We start from the raw sequence: 17,465 nt of genomic DNA, 5'->3' as shown, positions 1-17,465 counted from the left end.
TATTAATTTTTTATTTTATTCCTTAAATAATCACTTAATTTATGAACAGATATTCTTGTCTGTTCCATAGTATCTCTGTCTCTTATAGTTACATCATTATTTGTAATTGTTTCAAAATCTATTGTTATGCAATATGGCGTTCCTATTTCATCCTGTCGTCTATATCTTTTTCCTATATTTCCATTTGTATCAAATTCGCACATATAATCTTTTTTGAGTTCATCAAAAATACTTTTAGCTTTTTCTATAAGTTCTGGTTTGTTTTTCAAAAGTGGAAATATTGCTACTTTCACAGGAGCAAGTTCTGGCTTTAACCTCAAAACTGATCTTGTTTCTCCATCAGCAATATCTTCATCATAAAACTCAGTAAGAATTGCCAAAAATGTTCTATTTACACCAACTGAAGATTCTATTATGTGAGGAATATATTTTTCATTTGTTATTGGATCTTGATAAGACAAATCTTTTTTGGAAAATTTGGAGTGCTGAGACAAATCATAGTTTCCTCTTGCATGAAGTCCTTCTAATTCCTTGAAACCAAATGGAAAATTATATTCTATGTCATATGCTTCTTTTGCATAAAAAACCAAATTTTCATGCTTATGCCATTTAAGATTTTTCTCTTGAAATCCCATATCAATATAAAACCTCCATCTATATTCTTTTAATTTTTCATATTCACTCATATCACAATCTGGACTAGTAAAATATTGCATTTCCATTTGTTCAAATTCTCTTGTCCTAAATATAAATTGCCTTGCAGTAATTTCATTTCTAAAAGCTTTTCCGATTTGTGCTATACCAAATGGAATTTTTACTCGAGTTGAATCCAAAACATTTTTATAGTTTACATATATTCCCTGACATGTTTCTCCTCTTAAATAAGAGGGTTCTTTGTCCCAATCATTCGTAAAATTTCCAAGATTTGATTTTACAAGAAGGTTAAATTTTTTTGCTTCAGAAAAATCTTTAGCACCACAACCTGGACATTTTACTTTATTTTTATTATTATCAAAAAGTTTATTTATTTCATCTTCAGTCATTTTTTCATCAGCACTAATTCCAATATCCTCTAATAGTGTATCCACTCTTATTCTAAGATGACATTTTTTACATTCAGAAAGTGGATCAGAAAATCCCGATACATGACCACTTGCTTCCCAAATTTTTGGATGCATAAATATTGCACTATCAAGTCCTACTATATCTTCTCTATATTGAACCATCCACTTCCACCAATATTTTTTTATATTATTCAAAAGCTCTACTCCATATGGACCATAATCATAAATAGCTGCAAATCCACCATATATTTCAGATGATGGGTATACAAAACCCCTTCTTTTTGCAAGGGAAATGATTTTTTCCATGTCTTTTTCGTGTATTTCTGATTTTGCCATAAATTTCTTATATATAAGTATTATTTGATAATATTAACATTAAAAAATACCAAAAACAAGCCAAAAAACTATGAAATATTAAAATTTTTCCGCCTTTTCTATCCTGATATTTCCATTCTTTTCAAGTATTACCTTGTCTCTTCTACCTATTTTACCAGCGAGTAAAAACTTTGCCAAAGCATCATCTACATTCTGCTCTACCGTTCTCTTAAGTGGTCTTGCTCCAAATTGAGGACTAAATCCTTTTTGAGCAAGTTCTTTTACTGCCTCTTGTGTTGCTTCAAAGTTTATATTTTTTACTTCTAATTTTTTTGCTACCTTTTGTAAAAGCAAAACTGTAATTTGCTCTATCTCTTTTATATTCAAAGGTTTAAATAATATTATTCCATTAAAACGATTTAAAAATTCTGGCCTAAAATATGGTCTAAGTTCTTTTTCAAGTAAGGATTGTTTTATTACTTCAAGTTCCACGCCTTTTGATAGTTCATCTTGTATATAAAAAGATCCTGCATTTGATGTAGCTATTATTATACAATTTGAAAAATCTATTGTATTTCCAAGTGTATCAGTAAGTCGTCCATCGTCTAAAACTTGTAAAAATATATTGAGTATATCTGGATGTGCTTTTTCTATTTCATCTAGCAAAACCAAAGAAAATGGTTTTTTTCTAACAGATTCTGTAAGGACTCCTCCTTCTTCAGAACCTTCTACACCAATAAGTCTGGAAACACTATCCTTATTTTGATATTCACTCATATCAAGTCTTATCATACTATCTTCTGTGCCAAAAAATATCTTAGCAACAGTTTTTGCAAGCTCTGTTTTTCCAACTCCAGTAGGTCCTAGAAATAATAAATTTGTTATTGGCTTATCTTCATCCCTTAACTCTGCCCTAGCTCTTCTAAGGGCCGAGGAAACCATATTTACCGCCTCATCTTGCCCAATAATTCTTTCATGCATTAAATCCTCCAAATGCATTAATTTTTGACTTTCTGTCTGAGTAATACTTGTAAGAGGCATATGAATTTTTTCAGATATTAATTTTGCTACATCTTCAGCTGTTACTAATCTATTTTTACCCTTTGTATTTTTTACATATATTGCGACTTCTTCCAAAATTTTTATAGATTTTGATGGCTGAAAACTGTCATGTATATAACTTTCTGTAAGTTTTACTATTTTTTCTATTGCTTGATAGGAAAAATAAACACTATATTTATATTCTATAGAAAATGTTTTTGATTCTAATATTTGAACTATTTCATTGAAATCAGGCTCTCTTATCTCTACTTTTAACATTTGAGTTGCTAAAATATTTTTTTCTAAATATTTTGTAAAATCATGCGGATTTGTAGTTCCTATTATCATCATGTCATATTTATTCATCATATCAGATAATATTTCTGACAGATCTATATTTTCTCTACCACTTGAACTTATTCCTACTAAATTATGTATATCATTTATAAAAAGTATTATATTACCAGCTCTTATAACCTCAGTCATAGCTCTTATAAAATTTTGCTCTATAGATCCATTTGAAGATGCTGATATTATACTAGACAAAGACAAACTCACTAAACGCTTATCTTGAAAAAATTCAGGAACTTCTTCGGCGCACATTCTATTTGCTATTCCTTCAATAATATTATCCTTTCCAACACCTGGTAAACCTGATAAAACTATACTCTTTTTATCTACCTCCATTGATCTATAAATTTCATCTACAATTGACTCTCTAGCAACACTAATCTCTAAATAACCTTTACGAGCAAGCTGAGTCAAATCCTGACTAAATCTATCTAAATACGGAGTAGCAACAGCTGTCATAGCTCTATTCATTGAATTTCTTGGTTTGAATATGGATTTTGATCTATATCTATTATAAACATTTACAAGTTCATCTCTCAACCTTATCCATGTAATAACATTTGTGACTTGATTTGAGTCTATTCCTTCATCCAAAAATATATCTAAAATATTTTGATTTATAAGTATGAGCGCTGACAAAATATGAGAAACTTTTATATACTTACTCTTGGCACGACTTGCTATGATATAACTATTAAACATTAAAAGATCTAAATCATTAATATCTCCAAACTGTGATTTATTCATTTTTATAAGTCTTTCAACCTTTTGTCTCATTAGCTCTTTATTTATACCAAGTCTTCCAAATATAATATTTATGTCCTTATTTATAAGTATTGTATAAAATATATGCAAGGCGTTTATTGAATTAGATTTATATTTTCTAGATATATCATATGATTTTGTAAGAAAGATTTTAACATCTTTTGAAAGTGTATTATATATATCTTTTTTATTTAATTTTCGAACATCAATATTTTCAGATATAGAAATTTCTTTTATATTTATAACTTTTTCAATATTATTGCTGTTTATTCTTAATTCATAAAATAAAAACATATCTATAAATACACTTATCCAAAAAGCTAACATATATAAACTAAACCAATTTTCTATATAAAAAAAATCCGAACCACTAAAATTCAAAATATAAATGTGATAAAAAAATGAAATCAATCCAAAGATAGCAAACATTATAAAAAATACATTTATAGATATTTTTATAATTCTTTTTATCTTATTAATATATATATTATTTTGATTATATAATTTATTCCAAAAGATAACACTACTACCAGAAATAATATATTTTTTCATACCACGACAAAAATGACAACTACCATCTAGATTACATTTATCACATATATGTATTTTATTTTTGTCTAAAAGATCCATTTATATTGTTTTTAAATATACAAAATTTAAATATATTTGCCATATCACAAACACAGGCAATGCTAGATATATAGCAACTCCAAAAAATAAAACAACTAAAAATAAAATAAAAATAAAAATCTTAAAAATTAAAACAATCAATCTCATAAAAAAACTTATAATTCTTCCAGAAAAATCATTTTGAGCATACATTGGGCGAAACAAAAATTTAAAACCAATAAAAATTCCTAATGCATATGATTGCCTCTTGACTTTTTCTATAAAATTTATAAGTAAATCAAAAAAACCTTTACTATACCACCAAATAGGAAAATAAATTATTTTCCATATGATATCTACAAAGATAAGTTTTAATATATCTAATAAAAAGCTACTACTTCTCATCAAAGTAAAATTAATAATCTAATATAATTTTACCACAAAAAAAAGTTTTCTGGGAGTTAAAAAAATTTTTATTCAAATCCAATTACCTCACTTTATATTCAAGTCTTGTCTATTAAAAATTGTTTCTGAAGAAATCGCTTGTAAATTTGAGTTTGTAGCTTGAAAACCACCACCTACTTCTATGTTTTGAAACAAATTATTAGATCCTTGTATTTGATTAATAATTTTTGATGAAGTCTCTAATTTTATGATACCTGGTTTTGTTTGTACTTGTTTTGGTTTGTCTATGATAAAAATCAAAATAACAATAAATATAAAAAATAATATTAATATTATAATTGTTTTAAATTTTTTATTCATAAACTTATTTTAAAACATATAAAAATAAAAAATCCTGAATTACTCACACATACTTCTAAAAAATATAAGAGTAAAAATCAGAATATTTCAATACAAAAAATTATAAGCCCAAATCTTTCATATTTTTTATGGAATCAACTGCTCCAGTACCACTAAAAAAATCTTTATACATTTGTACAAAATCACCTACATATGGAACCAAAAACAATAATCCAATAACAATAGGAATGATTATAACAACAAATTTGATAATTCCAAATGCTTTTATACTAAACATATACTTCTCTGTTTTGAGGCAACTTTCCAAAATCTTATTGTTTAATTCAATATTTTCTTTGAGAAGTCTTTCTAATTGTTGTATTTTTTCATTTTCTATATCCATGTCTATATTATATCTCTTATTGTTTTATTTTTAAAATTTAAAAATACAATTTTTATTTTTTCATAGCCATTATTAGATATAAATTCAAACAAAGTTATTATAATTCCAAGATAATATATATCACCTATTACCATATTTCGAAAAAATGGAATTGCGAATGCATAGCAATTCAAAAGTCCAAACAAACTCCTTTCATACCATGAACTTGTAATCCATACCGCAAAATTTGTAGTTAAGAAAAAAAATAAAGAACCAAAAAAACTTACCCCTAAAATTCTAAAAATATTCCTTTTTTCTCTCAAAAAATAACCAAAAAAACCAATAATAATAAATGAAATATATACAACTGACATAAGTTTTATATCGTAAGTTCCGATAAATATATCTGACAAAAATAATGCTAAAATAGGCAACCAAAAATACTTTTTGGAAATATATGCTGAAATAAATATAGATATTGCAGCTATTGGAGTAAAATTTGGTAAATGGGGTATGAGTCTTGAAAAAATAGCTAATAAAATCAACAAACTGGCAAAGATTATTTTGTCTCTGGTTTTCATATTTTTTATATTTTAAAACTTAGATTTTGTAAATTTTAATTCTACGACATCCTTATTAGAAAGTATGTATTTATCTATACTTAACATTGGCTGTTTGTTATTTACATAATATTGCCAATAATTATTATTTTGTCCATTTGTAAAATCATTTATTGATGTAATAAGTACCCCCATTTCTCCATAATCTTGTATTTTTATATCTCTGATTTGATCTTTAGTATTTTCTAATTCTTTAAGTATTAATAATAAATTATCGGATCTCTTAACATTTATATCGTGTATTGTTTCTATATTTCCATCACCAAAATCTATCATCAAACTTATACTATTACTTTTCTCATCAAAAGATGGAATAATTTCTGATTTTTGTATTGATGTCAAAAAATATTCCTGGCTCATATATGCTCCAAGTAAAAATATTGCAAAAGCAGATATGATTATCAAAACTATTCTTAGATATTTTTTCATAATTTTATTAAATAAAAATTTAAATATAAATTAATACTCTATTCCTTTTCTTGCAGGGTATTTTTTTTGAAAATAGTGTTTTATTTCTAAATTTTCCGTCACCAAATCTGCTAATTCTATAATATTATCTGGTGCATTCCTACCTGTAAGTACAAGTTCTGATTTATTGTTTGACTTCAAAACTGATTCCAATTCTTTCATATCTATATAATCTAAACAATTTATTATTTCATCTAGAACTATTAAATCATATTCAGATGATAAAATTATACTTTTTACAAAACTCCATGCTTTTGAAATCTCACCTATATCACTATCATTATACCCAAATCTAAATTTATTATCAAAAATTCTATTAATACCAAAGAATTTATAATCTATACCTAATTTATCAAGTCCTATATATTCAGTACAATTATCTCTTGATTTATCAAAATATATAATAATTACCCTAAATCCTGAAGAATTAGCTCGTAATGCTAACCCAAGAGCACTTGTGGTTTTACCTTTGCCATTTCCTGTATAAATATGAATTTTCCCTAAATTATCCATACATAATATCAAAAAATTATTTAAAGTGAGCAAGCAGAGAAACCACAATTCTTACAAACATAACAACCCTCATTTATTTCTATTTTTGAACCACATTCAGGACATATTCCATCTTTTATAACTTCTTTTTTGGTTTTTGAAGATGCACTAGACTTAGACTGAGAATCAATATATTCTTTTATCAAATTATCGTTAGCTTCATCATTTTTGCCTTTATTTAAATTCAATACTTGAATATCCCTTGAACCATCTCTGTATACAGTACATCCTTTACAACCCTTTTCCCATGCAAGGATATATCCCTTCATCACATCATCCTTGGTAGCAGAGTTTGGAAAATTTACTGTTTTTGATATGCTATTATCTACATATTTTTGAAAAGCTGCTTGCATTAATATATGATCCTCTGCAGAAATATCCATAGAAGTAACAAATACTTTTTTCATATCCTCTGGAATTGTATTTATATTTTGTATTGAACCATCTTCTTCTATTTGTTTTAATATTTCTTTTGTATATAATCCCCTTCTTTTTAATTCTTCTTCAAGATAAGGATTTGTATAATAAAGTTCTATATCATTTGATCCAAGTATTCCTTTGTAATGATATGCAAGCGCAAAATATGGCTCTACGCCACTACTACAATTGAAAAGCATACTTGTAGTACCTGTTGGAGCTATTGTAGTAAGTGCTGCATTTCTCATTTTTTTACCATCCACATAATAAATACTCTTTTCATAATTTGGAAAAACACCTTTTTCCTCAGCTAATTCTGATGACATTTGATGAGATTCTTCATTTATAAAAGACATAACACTCTCAGCTATAGCTCTTCCTTCTAAACTATTGTATCCTATTTTTAATTGATAAAGCATATCCCCAAATCCCATTATTCCAAGACCTATTCTTCTATTTCCTTTAAAGGTTACACTAACTCTTTCAACTGGGAAATCTGTAAGATCTATAACATTATCAAGCATTCTAATTGAAAGTCTTATAACATCTCTTAATCTAGAAAAATCTACTTCCTCATCTTTTACAAACTTTCCAAGATGTATAGACCCTAAATTACACACATCTCCATCATGTAAAAATTGCTCTCCACATGGATTACATGCTTCAATATTTCCAAGTCCAGGAAGTGGATTAGTCTTATTTACAGTATCTAAAAATACACAACCTGGTTCACCATTTTGCCATGCTGCATTTATAATTTCTTGAAACAATTCTCTTGCTGTCATTGTTTCTTCTCTAATTTCTTGAATTACATCAAATTCATCTCTTATAATACGTCTTGGCTTCATTTCTTTACCACTAAATCTACACATCCATGGAATATTATCATTTTCTTTTACTTTTTCCATAAAATCATCTGTGAGACCAACTGAGATATTAAAATTTCGTATTGATCCTTCTTTTTCCTTACAGTGAATAAACTCTAATATATCCGGATGATCTACTCTCATTACACCCATATTCGCCCCATGTCTATTTTGTTGTTTTATAACACCGAATGCTTTATTGTAAACTTTCAAAAATGAAACCGGCCCCGAAGCCACTCCTCTTGTTTTTTTTGCTATACTCCCAGCGGGTCTTAAAAGATGAAATGGAAAACCAAGTCCAGATCCAGCTTGTTGAAGTAGTGATGCATCTTTGAGTGTTTCAAAAATATGACCCATATCATCTTGAATATTTAAAACAATACAATTTGAAACAAGTCTTGTAGGAGCACCTGCATTAGCAATTGTTCTTCCAGCAGGACTAAACTCAAAATTAGTCATTATTTCATAGAATTTATCTTCTAAATTTTGTATAAAACTATCATCCTTACCATATTTTTGCTCTACTCTTGCAAGTGTCCTTGCCACTCTTCTAAACATTTCCTCAGGTGTTTCTATTATTTCGCCATCTTCATTTCTAACCAAGTATCTCTTTGCCAAAACTTTTAATGCATTATCTGTAAACTTCAAATTCGTAGTCATACCACCCAATATTTCAAGTTGTTTTTCTCTAATTTTTTTGTGTTCTATACGATATAATATATATGCTTTTGCAACATCTGAATAACCCTCTTTCATTATCTCCATTTCTACGACATCTTGAATTTGTTCTATATTTGGAATAATTTGATCATAAATTTTATTTAATCTTTCATATACTTTATTTGCTATATCTTCAGCTATATTTTCACCAAATGCCTGATTTGATTCCCCTGCTCTCGAAATTGCTTTCTTAATTTTAGAAAGATCAAAATCTGATATAGACCCATCTCTTTTTATAACATTTTGTATTCCTTTTTGAATTTTCAAAGCAAATTTTGGATCTTGTTTATGTGTAATATAAGCCTGAGCTGCTTTGAATTCATTATGACGCATAAGAATAATTTGTATTGCTTCTCTAATATCAAAAACAGATGGTGTATAATCATTATCATCTGCCTTATTATTTAAAATTTCTACAACTTCATTTGATACTTTTTCGCTTATACCAATTTCTCCATTACTCACATCTGCTATGCTTTTTGAAATAGAATTTTTCAATTTATCATAATCAAAATTCTCTATATTTCCATCTCTTTTTCTAACTTGTTTGAATTTTGGAACATTAGGGGTCATATATTTCTTGTCAGCTTAAATTAATTAAACTGGTGATGACTCGAATAAAATCGAGAAATTAATAATTAACTTTTATATAAATTTGAAATTATCTTAACAATTTAAAAAAAACTTGCAACATAAAGTCAGTTAATATTAATTCAAAAAACTAAATATCTTTATTAATATAAATACAATATGTTGTATTTGCAAATAAATTATAACACTATATTTAGTAAAAACAAAACTATGTCAAATTTTAAAAAAACTCTATAAATAAGCCAAAAAATGTATAATTTAAAAGAACATACAAAGCAAAAAAAGTAAAATTAATAAAAATAAAAAATGAGCTGTGGATAACTCATTATAATAATTTTTTATAAAATTATGATCTTTTTTTATGTATAAGGTTTTTTAACTCTTCTTCAAAAGTTTCTAAATCTTCAAAAGATCTATAAACAGATGCATAACGTATATAAGCAACTTTATCAAATTTTTTTAAATGTTTCATTACTATATCACCTATTAATTCAGAACTTATTTCATTGCTTTTTTTCTTTTGAACGTCTACTTCTATAGCACGAATCAATTGAGAAATTTCTTGATCATCTTTATTTCTTTTTTCTAAAGATTTTTTTATACCATTTCTTAATTTATCTTTATTATATAATTCTTTTTTTCCATCTCTCTTCACAACTTTTATATCCAAAATTTCTATTTCTTCAATAGTAGAAAAACGAAAATTACATTTTAAACATTCTCGTCTTCTTCTTACCGTGACTCCATCTGTAGCCACTCTAGAATCTAGAACTTTTGTTGCTTCATTATTACAAATAGGACATCTCATAATATAAATTTAAGTATGGAGTATAAAAACTTTTAAAAAATAAGTTATTATTTCATTTTTCTTCTTAAAAAAGCAGGAATATCCAACTCACTTTCCTGTTTTGGCATATCATCATCTAGACTCATATCATTTTGTCTATCTAAAATTTTATTCTTTTGAAAATTATTATCATCGAAATCATTGTCTACATCAAAACTATCATCATCTACATCATAAGAATTATCATCTTCTGTGTAATCATCATTTTTACTAGGTTTATTTTTTACATCATTTATATATTTATTAGGAGTATAAGATGCCTGAATATTAGTAGATTTTTGTTTTGTATCATTATGTATATTAAAATTTTCAAAACCTGTAGCTATGACCATTACCTTTATTTCATCTTTTAAACTTTCATCTATAACTGTACCAAATATTATTTTTGCATTGCCATCTGCTGAAGCAGTAATTATTTCTGCTATTTCATTTACTTCAAACATTGTAAGGTCATTTCCACCAGTTACGGTAAATAATATTCCTTTTGCACCAGAAATAGAAACATCTAATAGCGGACTATCAATAGCCTCTTTTGCGGCACGTTTTGACCTATCATCTCCACTAGCACGTCCTATACCCATAAGTGCTGAACCTGCATCTGACATAATAGCTTTCACATCAGCAAAATCTACATTTACAAGACCTGGAACAGTAATTATTTCTGATATTCCTTGAATACCTTGGTACAAAATTTCATCTACTGTTTTAAAGGAATCAATGAGAGATGTTTTTCTATCTATAATTCCCAAAATTCTATCATTTGGAATTGTAATTATTGTATCTACTTTGTTCTCCAATTCATTTAAACCTCTTTCTGCTATTGATTTCCTTTGAGCACCTTCAAAATTAAAAGGCTTTGTGACTATAGCTACTGTAAGAGCATTATTTGCTCTTGCAATATCTGCAACTATAGGAGCAGCACCAGTACCAGTTCCCCCACCCAAACCACATGTAATAAAAACCATATCAGATCCACTTAAAACTTTTTCTATATCCTCTAAATTTTCTTCAGCTGATCTTGCTCCAGCTTCTGGATCCATACCAGCCCCAAGACCTTTGGTAGTATTTATTCCTATCTGTATTTTTTGATCAGCAAGAGAAGACGATAAAGCTTGAGCATCCGTATTTACTGCAATAAATTCTACTCCCTTTATTTTATTATCAACCATTCTGTTGATAGCAGAACCACCAGAACCACCAACGCCAATAACTTTTATCTTTGCAAAAGTTTCTATTTCAGGTTTTATTTCTCTTGTCTTTTTTTGAGAATTACTATTTTTTGCCATTTATTTAAAATATAAAATTATTTAAATTAAGGTATTAAAGATTTAAAAAAACCCTTTAATTTTGATGGGATATTTGATTTTAATAGTCCACCCATATTCCAGCCTGAAACACTCTTATTTTTATAACCCCATAAAATAAGTCCCAAAACATTACTATAGGTCAAATCATTTATTTTATCAACTATTGTATTTACTTTATTCATTTTTGCCAAAAATACAGGAAGTTTTAATTGTTCCTTTGCTTGTTCTACCATTCCATCTAATTTTGCACCTCCACCTGTAAGAACTACACCAGCTGGTAACATTCCAAATCTATCAACTTTTTTTAATTCTTTAGCAACTAAATCAAAAATTTCTTCTACTCTTGCATTTGTTATTTTTGCTATTTCCAATTTAGAAACCATATTTCTTTTTGTAGTATTTTCATCCTCTTCAAATACAGATAAATTTATCTCTTCTCTTTTTCTGATATTATCAATAACACAAGATGCTTCTTGTATTTTTATTTTTTCTGCAACACCAATAGATGTTCTAAGTCCTATAGCTAAATCATTTGTAATATGAGAAGAACCTATTGGAAGTATTGCAGTATGTATTGGATCTCCTTCTTCAAATATAGCCACACCAGTTGTTGATGATCCTATATTCACCAAAACAACACCGAGTTCCCTTTGTTCTCTGTTCAAAACAGCTTCTGCATCTGCTAAAACAGAAAAGACCATATCTTTTACATCCACACCAGTTCTATAAATACATTTTGTGATAGTTTTAATTTGTTCTGATTTTGCCATTATAATCTGAGCACTTACCTCTAGTCTAACTCCTGTCATACCTATTGGATCTTTTATATCTTCTTGATTATCTACTTTATATGTCTTGGGTATAACGTGTAATATTTCATAATTTGGAGGCGTAGCGACTGCCTGAGCCGCTTCTATAACTCTTGCAACATCTTCTTCTTTTATTTCGCCATCTGCTTTTGCAACAGCAATAACACCCTGACTATTTATAAATTTTATATTTGGACTAGATATTCCAATAATAGCCCTTTCTATAGGCATACCTATAACTCTTTCTACTTTTTCTAGAGTTCCAGATATAGAACTTACAACATCTTCTACACTAACTATGTTGCCATTTATTATTCCATTTGATGGATTTTCTGCTGCACCTATTATTTGTATACTATTATCCTCTGGTGTATATTGAGCTACAGCCACTCTTATTTTATTGGAACCTATATCAAGTCCTGTAATTATTTGGGTACGCATATATATTTAAATTAAATAAATAAAAACTGCAATTTTGAAATCATTATCCTTTATTATAACTTAAAAATCTATAATTGTGAAATCAAAAAAATCTTTGAAAATAAGGCCAAAAGATAATAAGCCCTATAATTATAGAAACAATGGATGACAATAAAACAGCACCAGACATAATATCTTTTATAAGCTTTGCATAAATATGAACTCTGGGTTGCAACATATCTGCTATTTTTTCAAATACGGAATTAATAATTTCCATAACAATTACAAAAGTAATCATAAGTATTACAAGAACTGCTTCTCTTCTAGTAACTCCAAAGTATATTGTAAAAAATATAACAATAACTGCTATAAGTATTTGAAAACGAAAGTTCTGTTCTGTTTTATAAACAGATTTAAGCCCTCTTACTGCACATTTTAAACTATTAAAAAATTTTCTTAATGTAAAAAATTTCATAATTTTATTTTTTGTATTATTTTATCCGCTTCTTTATTCATAATCATTTCATCTTTATCATTTTCATGTGTATAAGATTTTAAATGCAAATAACCATGAACCAATAAATATAACATTTCTTTTTTCAAATTTTTTGCCTGTCTTTTTGCCTGTTCATAATTAATAATAACTTCTCCTAAATATTTTTTTTCTGATACAAAATTTTGATTTATATCACATTCTGCAAAGCTAAGTACATCCGTAGTTTTATTTTTTTTTCTATATTTTTTATTTAATTTCCTTATTTCCTTATCATTTGTTATAACTATAGACCATTCATCTTCTTTTATCTTTTGATTTTTTTCAATTTGACCAACTATACTTTCCATCCAACGATTAAACCTAAAACCTTTTATAATTATATTTATATTATCCTTCATCTCCAGTTCCTCCTAAAGGTATTAATTTTGGAATAGGTTGTATATTTTGAATAACAGACTCATTAATATCTATAAATTTAAAACTCTGTAAAAACATTTCAAAGGTTCTAAAATATTCCAAACTTTTAATATTTTTTATTATATAAGAAATAACATAAATTTTATTCTTATTTCCAATATATACATTTATATTATCCTGTGTCTGTACACCGTAAACATTTTTGTTGCCAAAGTTTTTTAAATTTGATGAACCAGTATTATTTGGATTAGAAAGATACCAATTTTTTGGAGTAAGTTCTTGTGGATTTTCATTTACCTGAATTTGGAAAAAATCACTATTTGAATCATTTGAAAAAGTAACATTACTAGAGTTTGTATTTTTTATATCTACTTTCCATTTTTTTGGATATAAAACTGAATATCCATAATTTTCATTATTATAAAAACTTACTAATTCTATATTATCAACCAATCTAAAGTTGGCATTTAATGGATCGTATAATGAGTAAATTTCAAAACCATCAGAATAATTATCAGAATCAGAGTCTGCTATATTAATTTTTGTACCATACATTAATTCTTCTATATCTGTAAGTCCATCACCATCAGTGTCATTACCCTTTGGAGGTATAGGCAATAGACCTGGCTGATCAGTCGGTGGATTTATTATTGGGGTAGTAGTGGTAGTATTATCATCTTCTTCATCAAAAGAAGTATCTTTGTATATTTCTATACCAAATTTTGCAGTTGCTTTATATTTATTTTCTCTTAATATCAAATTACCAAGTTCAGCACCTGATTCTAAAGAAAATGTAATAATATAATCTTGACTCTTATCTTGTGGTTGATAATAATAAGGTTCTCCGCCTGGTTCTGGATTTGTAGGAATAGATTTCAAATATTGATCTAGTCTATCTAAGACTGGTGGGTATTTTTTGTTATCATTATAATAAAGTGATAATCCACTAATAATATCTGTTATATCTTTTATTCTTTTTTGATCTCTTAATTTTGGAGTATCTAACTTATTTTCTGTTGTAGTTGATGTTTGATTTTGATTTGTATTCTGTGAATCAACATTTTGCGGTAAATCTAAAATATCATCTGGGTTATTATTTTTATTTTTATTTAAAACATAAAATGCAAATACAGCGACTGCCAAAACGACAATAATTATAAGCACTATACCTATTATCAAAAACCAATTCTTTCCAGATTTGGTTGTTCCAGCTGGTTGCAAAAATTTATCAGGCATATAATAAATATTTTCATCACCTAATTCTAAAGAGGAATCATCAGCAGATTGCTCTGATTGATTATTGTTAGAAATATTTATATCCGATTCAGAACTTATATAACCATCGTCTGTATTATTATTACTTGCAGAATTATTATCAACAAAAATTTTATTACCCATAGATAAATCGGCGTTATTGTTTGTTTCTATATTGTTCGTTGACTTTGGTTGAAACATTTTTACTTTTTTGTAATAGAAAATGATATCACAATATCACGTAATATATTTACATTATCACCTTCTTTTGAAAAATAATTAAAAATATAAACCTTATTACTATCCGACAAAAAAACAGAAGAAAAAGCTTTCCATTCAGGATCGGCACTTTTGACAAATAAAACACTTCTATTTTCCAAATCTACTTGCTCTTGAGTAAAATCCGGATAATCTTCTTGTGTAACTATCCAGTCTACTAAATCAAGTTCTAATTTATTATCCCTTGTATCTATTTGTATATAATCTTCTGAATTATTCTTCTTTATATAAATTTTATTATCACTTTTTTCTACTTTCCAATCATTCAAATAGTCAAATGAAAAATCAGACCCAGAGTATTTGTACAACACCTGATCATTACTATTTGGTGTTTCCTTATTTTTTATAATATCAAAATTAAAATCAAACAACTTACCTTCTCCTCTGGGATTATAAGCATTTTTTATTTCATCTCCATCTAGGTATCCATCACCATCCGTATCTGAGTTTAATGGATCTGTTTTATAAATCTTTACCTCTTGCCTATCAGACAAGCCATCACCATCTGTGTCTGGATTATTTGGATCTGTTCCTAAAATTCTTTCTTCTTCATTACTCAAACCATCACCATCTATATCATTAGATATTGCACTAGAGTTTACTTTTACACCATCTATTTCATCTAAATTTGTATTTTGATTATTTTCATTTTTGTTTTCCAAGTTTAATGTAGATGTAGAGGTATTCAAAATAATTTCACCGCTATCACTACTTTTTTTAAAAATTTTATCATAAAAAATATAAGCTAAAGATGTAATTATAATAATTAAAACAAAAAATCCAATAAAAAAATATTTAATATTTATTTTACTAGATCCTTTTTCTACTTCTTGTATTAGTTCATTATAATCTTTTATTGGTTTTGCCGGCGCTACACCTCCAGATTTGACGACGTTTGACTGATTTATTAAATCATTATCTTCAAACATATCCTCTGCAATATTTGGTTCCTGAACTAATTTGTTGTTCACGTTATTTAAAATCTTGTCTTCAAACATAAAATCACTTATTAAGTGATTTTATTATAACATAATTATGTCAAAATTTAAATTATGGAGCAGTATTTGATGTTATAGAATTTGGAACAGTGATTACACCTGTAATAGGATTAATATTAAATACATACCAATATCTAAAACTTCCCATTGGAGCAGGAATATTTTGATATAAACCATCATGTGTGTATATAGAAACATTTGCATTTATTGAATGAAAAAAGTTAGGACCCAAATTAATATTACTATCTCTCACATAATATTTATAAATTCCTCCTCCTGCATTAGGATTTGAGTAATAAGGATTTCCTGAGGCATTAGTCATCTGAAATGAAAGCACTACTGGACTTACAAAGTTACCACCACATGATAATTGGCCAATATCATTAACACATTTAAGATATGCGTGTGGTGCTGAACTTAAATCTGGATTTCCAAGGAGCTGACGACTTATTATTGTAGGAGTATAAGCTTGAAAAGTGCCTGGTATAGATAAATATGAATCAGGCCATCTAGGACTAAAAGAACCAGACCTAAATACTATTAAAAATCTTCCAACAGGTAATTCTGGAACTAAATATAAATTTTTTCCGCTTACATTGCCACCTGCAAATCCAAAAAATGCTGTTTGAGATTCATTATAATCTGTTTTTATAGCTGTAACCTTATAAGAACAAGACGCCAAACCAGATATACCGGAAAATGTATATGATCCATTGGTTGCTGAGACAGTAGATGCAACTTGTATATTACTTGAATTATATAAAGTGACTGTAGCTCCAGGCAAAGTGGTAGAAGTTATATCATCATATATTATACCTGATAAATTGGATGTGCCTCCAAGAGTACATGGTGGAGTTACACACTGATTGTTTGTACAGACCATACCACCTGTACACTGATAATCAAAAATACATTGAAAACATGTACCACTTGAACAGTATGGGGGATTTCCATTGATACCACAAGATGACACACAATTACCAGACGCATTACATGTTTGGCAAAGACTAGCATTACAATCACTTGAACTTAGACAAGATACACATGAACCTGCAGAACAATATGGAGTTGTACCACTACAAGATGACACACAATTACCAGACGCATTAAGATCGGAAGAGCACACGTCTGAA

At 27.6% G+C, this 17,465-nt stretch carries 17 protein-coding genes; all 17 read right to left on the bottom strand.

Translation table 11 applies throughout. The annotated features are described in order from the left end of the window. Nucleotides 1-2: 2 nt before the first annotated feature. A complete protein-coding gene (locus tag PHZ07_01740) occupies nt 3-1,400 on the bottom strand; it encodes a glycine--tRNA ligase (GenBank protein ID MDD3284294.1) in 1,398 nt (465 codons plus the stop codon). Nucleotides 1,401-1,478: 78 nt separating this feature from the next. Next, the gene (locus tag PHZ07_01735; GenBank protein ID MDD3284293.1) at nt 1,479-4,166 is read right to left on the bottom strand and encodes an ATP-dependent Clp protease ATP-binding subunit; all 2,688 of its coding nucleotides are present in this window, start codon (nt 4,164-4,166) and stop codon (nt 1,479-1,481) included. Beyond that, on the bottom strand, nt 4,167-4,553 hold the full coding sequence (locus tag PHZ07_01730) for a hypothetical protein (protein ID MDD3284292.1): 387 nt from the start codon (nt 4,551-4,553) through the stop codon (nt 4,167-4,169). An 84-nt stretch (nt 4,554-4,637) separates the two neighbouring features. Beyond that, nucleotides 4,638-4,910: a hypothetical protein gene (locus PHZ07_01725; GenBank protein ID MDD3284291.1), complete on the bottom strand. Its 273-nt coding sequence runs from the start codon at nt 4,908-4,910 to the stop codon at nt 4,638-4,640. Nucleotides 4,911-5,010: 100 nt separating this feature from the next. Beyond that, nucleotides 5,011-5,292, bottom strand: coding sequence for a hypothetical protein (locus PHZ07_01720; protein MDD3284290.1), 282 nt, complete (start codon nt 5,290-5,292; stop codon nt 5,011-5,013). A gap of 2 nt (nt 5,293-5,294) precedes the next feature. After that, entirely contained in the window at nt 5,295-5,852 is a 558-nt protein-coding gene (locus PHZ07_01715) for a hypothetical protein (protein MDD3284289.1), read from the bottom strand. A gap of 12 nt (nt 5,853-5,864) precedes the next feature. After that, a complete protein-coding gene (locus tag PHZ07_01710) occupies nt 5,865-6,320 on the bottom strand; it encodes a DUF4430 domain-containing protein (protein MDD3284288.1) in 456 nt (151 codons plus the stop codon). A gap of 30 nt (nt 6,321-6,350) precedes the next feature. Beyond that, nucleotides 6,351-6,872 (bottom strand): cob(I)yrinic acid a,c-diamide adenosyltransferase, encoded by a 522-nt coding sequence (locus PHZ07_01705; GenBank protein ID MDD3284287.1) that lies wholly within the window; start codon nt 6,870-6,872, stop codon nt 6,351-6,353. Between the two features lie 20 nt (nt 6,873-6,892). Then, on the bottom strand, nt 6,893-9,487 hold the full coding sequence (locus PHZ07_01700; protein ID MDD3284286.1) for an adenosylcobalamin-dependent ribonucleoside-diphosphate reductase: 2,595 nt from the start codon (nt 9,485-9,487) through the stop codon (nt 6,893-6,895). A 364-nt stretch (nt 9,488-9,851) separates the two neighbouring features. After that, on the bottom strand, nt 9,852-10,313 hold the full coding sequence (gene nrdR, locus PHZ07_01695; protein MDD3284285.1) for a transcriptional regulator NrdR: 462 nt from the start codon (nt 10,311-10,313) through the stop codon (nt 9,852-9,854). Nucleotides 10,314-10,360: 47 nt separating this feature from the next. Then, on the bottom strand, nt 10,361-11,638 hold the full coding sequence (ftsZ, locus tag PHZ07_01690) for a cell division protein FtsZ (GenBank protein MDD3284284.1): 1,278 nt from the start codon (nt 11,636-11,638) through the stop codon (nt 10,361-10,363). A 26-nt stretch (nt 11,639-11,664) separates the two neighbouring features. Next, nucleotides 11,665-12,909: a cell division protein FtsA gene (gene ftsA / locus PHZ07_01685; GenBank protein ID MDD3284283.1), complete on the bottom strand. Its 1,245-nt coding sequence runs from the start codon at nt 12,907-12,909 to the stop codon at nt 11,665-11,667. A gap of 82 nt (nt 12,910-12,991) precedes the next feature. Then, entirely contained in the window at nt 12,992-13,363 is a 372-nt protein-coding gene (locus PHZ07_01680) for a diacylglycerol kinase family protein (GenBank protein ID MDD3284282.1), read from the bottom strand. Further along, nucleotides 13,360-13,782: an rRNA maturation RNase YbeY gene (ybeY, locus tag PHZ07_01675; GenBank protein ID MDD3284281.1), complete on the bottom strand. Its 423-nt coding sequence runs from the start codon at nt 13,780-13,782 to the stop codon at nt 13,360-13,362. The genes PHZ07_01680 and ybeY overlap by 4 nt, the downstream gene beginning before the upstream one ends. Beyond that, the gene (locus PHZ07_01670; GenBank protein ID MDD3284280.1) at nt 13,772-15,256 is read right to left on the bottom strand and encodes a hypothetical protein; all 1,485 of its coding nucleotides are present in this window, start codon (nt 15,254-15,256) and stop codon (nt 13,772-13,774) included. Before PHZ07_01670 ends, ybeY begins: the two co-directional genes overlap by 11 nt. Before the next feature lie 2 nt (nt 15,257-15,258). Further along, entirely contained in the window at nt 15,259-16,332 is a 1,074-nt protein-coding gene (locus PHZ07_01665) for a hypothetical protein (GenBank protein MDD3284279.1), read from the bottom strand. A gap of 52 nt (nt 16,333-16,384) precedes the next feature. Beyond that, nucleotides 16,385-17,465, bottom strand: a 1,081-nt coding sequence (locus PHZ07_01660) for a carboxypeptidase-like regulatory domain-containing protein (protein ID MDD3284278.1), incomplete at its 5' end; no start/stop codon positions are given.

Source organism: Patescibacteria group bacterium, assembly GCA_028692545.1.
Taxonomy (GTDB): domain Bacteria; phylum Patescibacteriota; class Patescibacteriia; order UBA1558; family S5-K13; genus STD2-204.
Note: the sequence above shows the minus strand (reverse complement) of the source record. Positions and strands in the feature narration are given on the sequence as shown.

Coding starts and splice junctions, on each gene's coding strand:
- PHZ07_01740 (MDD3284294.1), bottom strand. CDS start 1,400: ATGGCAAAATCAGAAATACACGAAAAAGACATGGAAAAAATCATTTCC.
- PHZ07_01735 (MDD3284293.1), bottom strand. CDS start 4,166: ATGGATCTTTTAGACAAAAATAAAATACATATATGTGATAAATGTAAT.
- PHZ07_01725 (MDD3284291.1), bottom strand. CDS start 4,910: ATGAATAAAAAATTTAAAACAATTATAATATTAATATTATTTTTTATA.
- PHZ07_01720 (MDD3284290.1), bottom strand. CDS start 5,292: ATGGATATAGAAAATGAAAAAATACAACAATTAGAAAGACTTCTCAAA.
- PHZ07_01715 (MDD3284289.1), bottom strand. CDS start 5,852: ATGAAAACCAGAGACAAAATAATCTTTGCCAGTTTGTTGATTTTATTA.
- PHZ07_01710 (MDD3284288.1), bottom strand. CDS start 6,320: ATGAAAAAATATCTAAGAATAGTTTTGATAATCATATCTGCTTTTGCA.
- PHZ07_01705 (MDD3284287.1), bottom strand. CDS start 6,872: ATGGATAATTTAGGGAAAATTCATATTTATACAGGAAATGGCAAAGGT.
- PHZ07_01700 (MDD3284286.1), bottom strand. CDS start 9,487: ATGACCCCTAATGTTCCAAAATTCAAACAAGTTAGAAAAAGAGATGGA.
- nrdR (MDD3284285.1), bottom strand. CDS start 10,313: ATGAGATGTCCTATTTGTAATAATGAAGCAACAAAAGTTCTAGATTCT.
- ftsZ (MDD3284284.1), bottom strand. CDS start 11,638: ATGGCAAAAAATAGTAATTCTCAAAAAAAGACAAGAGAAATAAAACCT.
- ftsA (MDD3284283.1), bottom strand. CDS start 12,909: ATGCGTACCCAAATAATTACAGGACTTGATATAGGTTCCAATAAAATA.
- PHZ07_01680 (MDD3284282.1), bottom strand. CDS start 13,363: ATGAAATTTTTTACATTAAGAAAATTTTTTAATAGTTTAAAATGTGCA.
- ybeY (MDD3284281.1), bottom strand. CDS start 13,782: ATGAAGGATAATATAAATATAATTATAAAAGGTTTTAGGTTTAATCGT.
- PHZ07_01670 (MDD3284280.1), bottom strand. CDS start 15,256: ATGTTTCAACCAAAGTCAACGAACAATATAGAAACAAACAATAACGCC.
- PHZ07_01665 (MDD3284279.1), bottom strand. CDS start 16,332: ATGTTTGAAGACAAGATTTTAAATAACGTGAACAACAAATTAGTTCAG.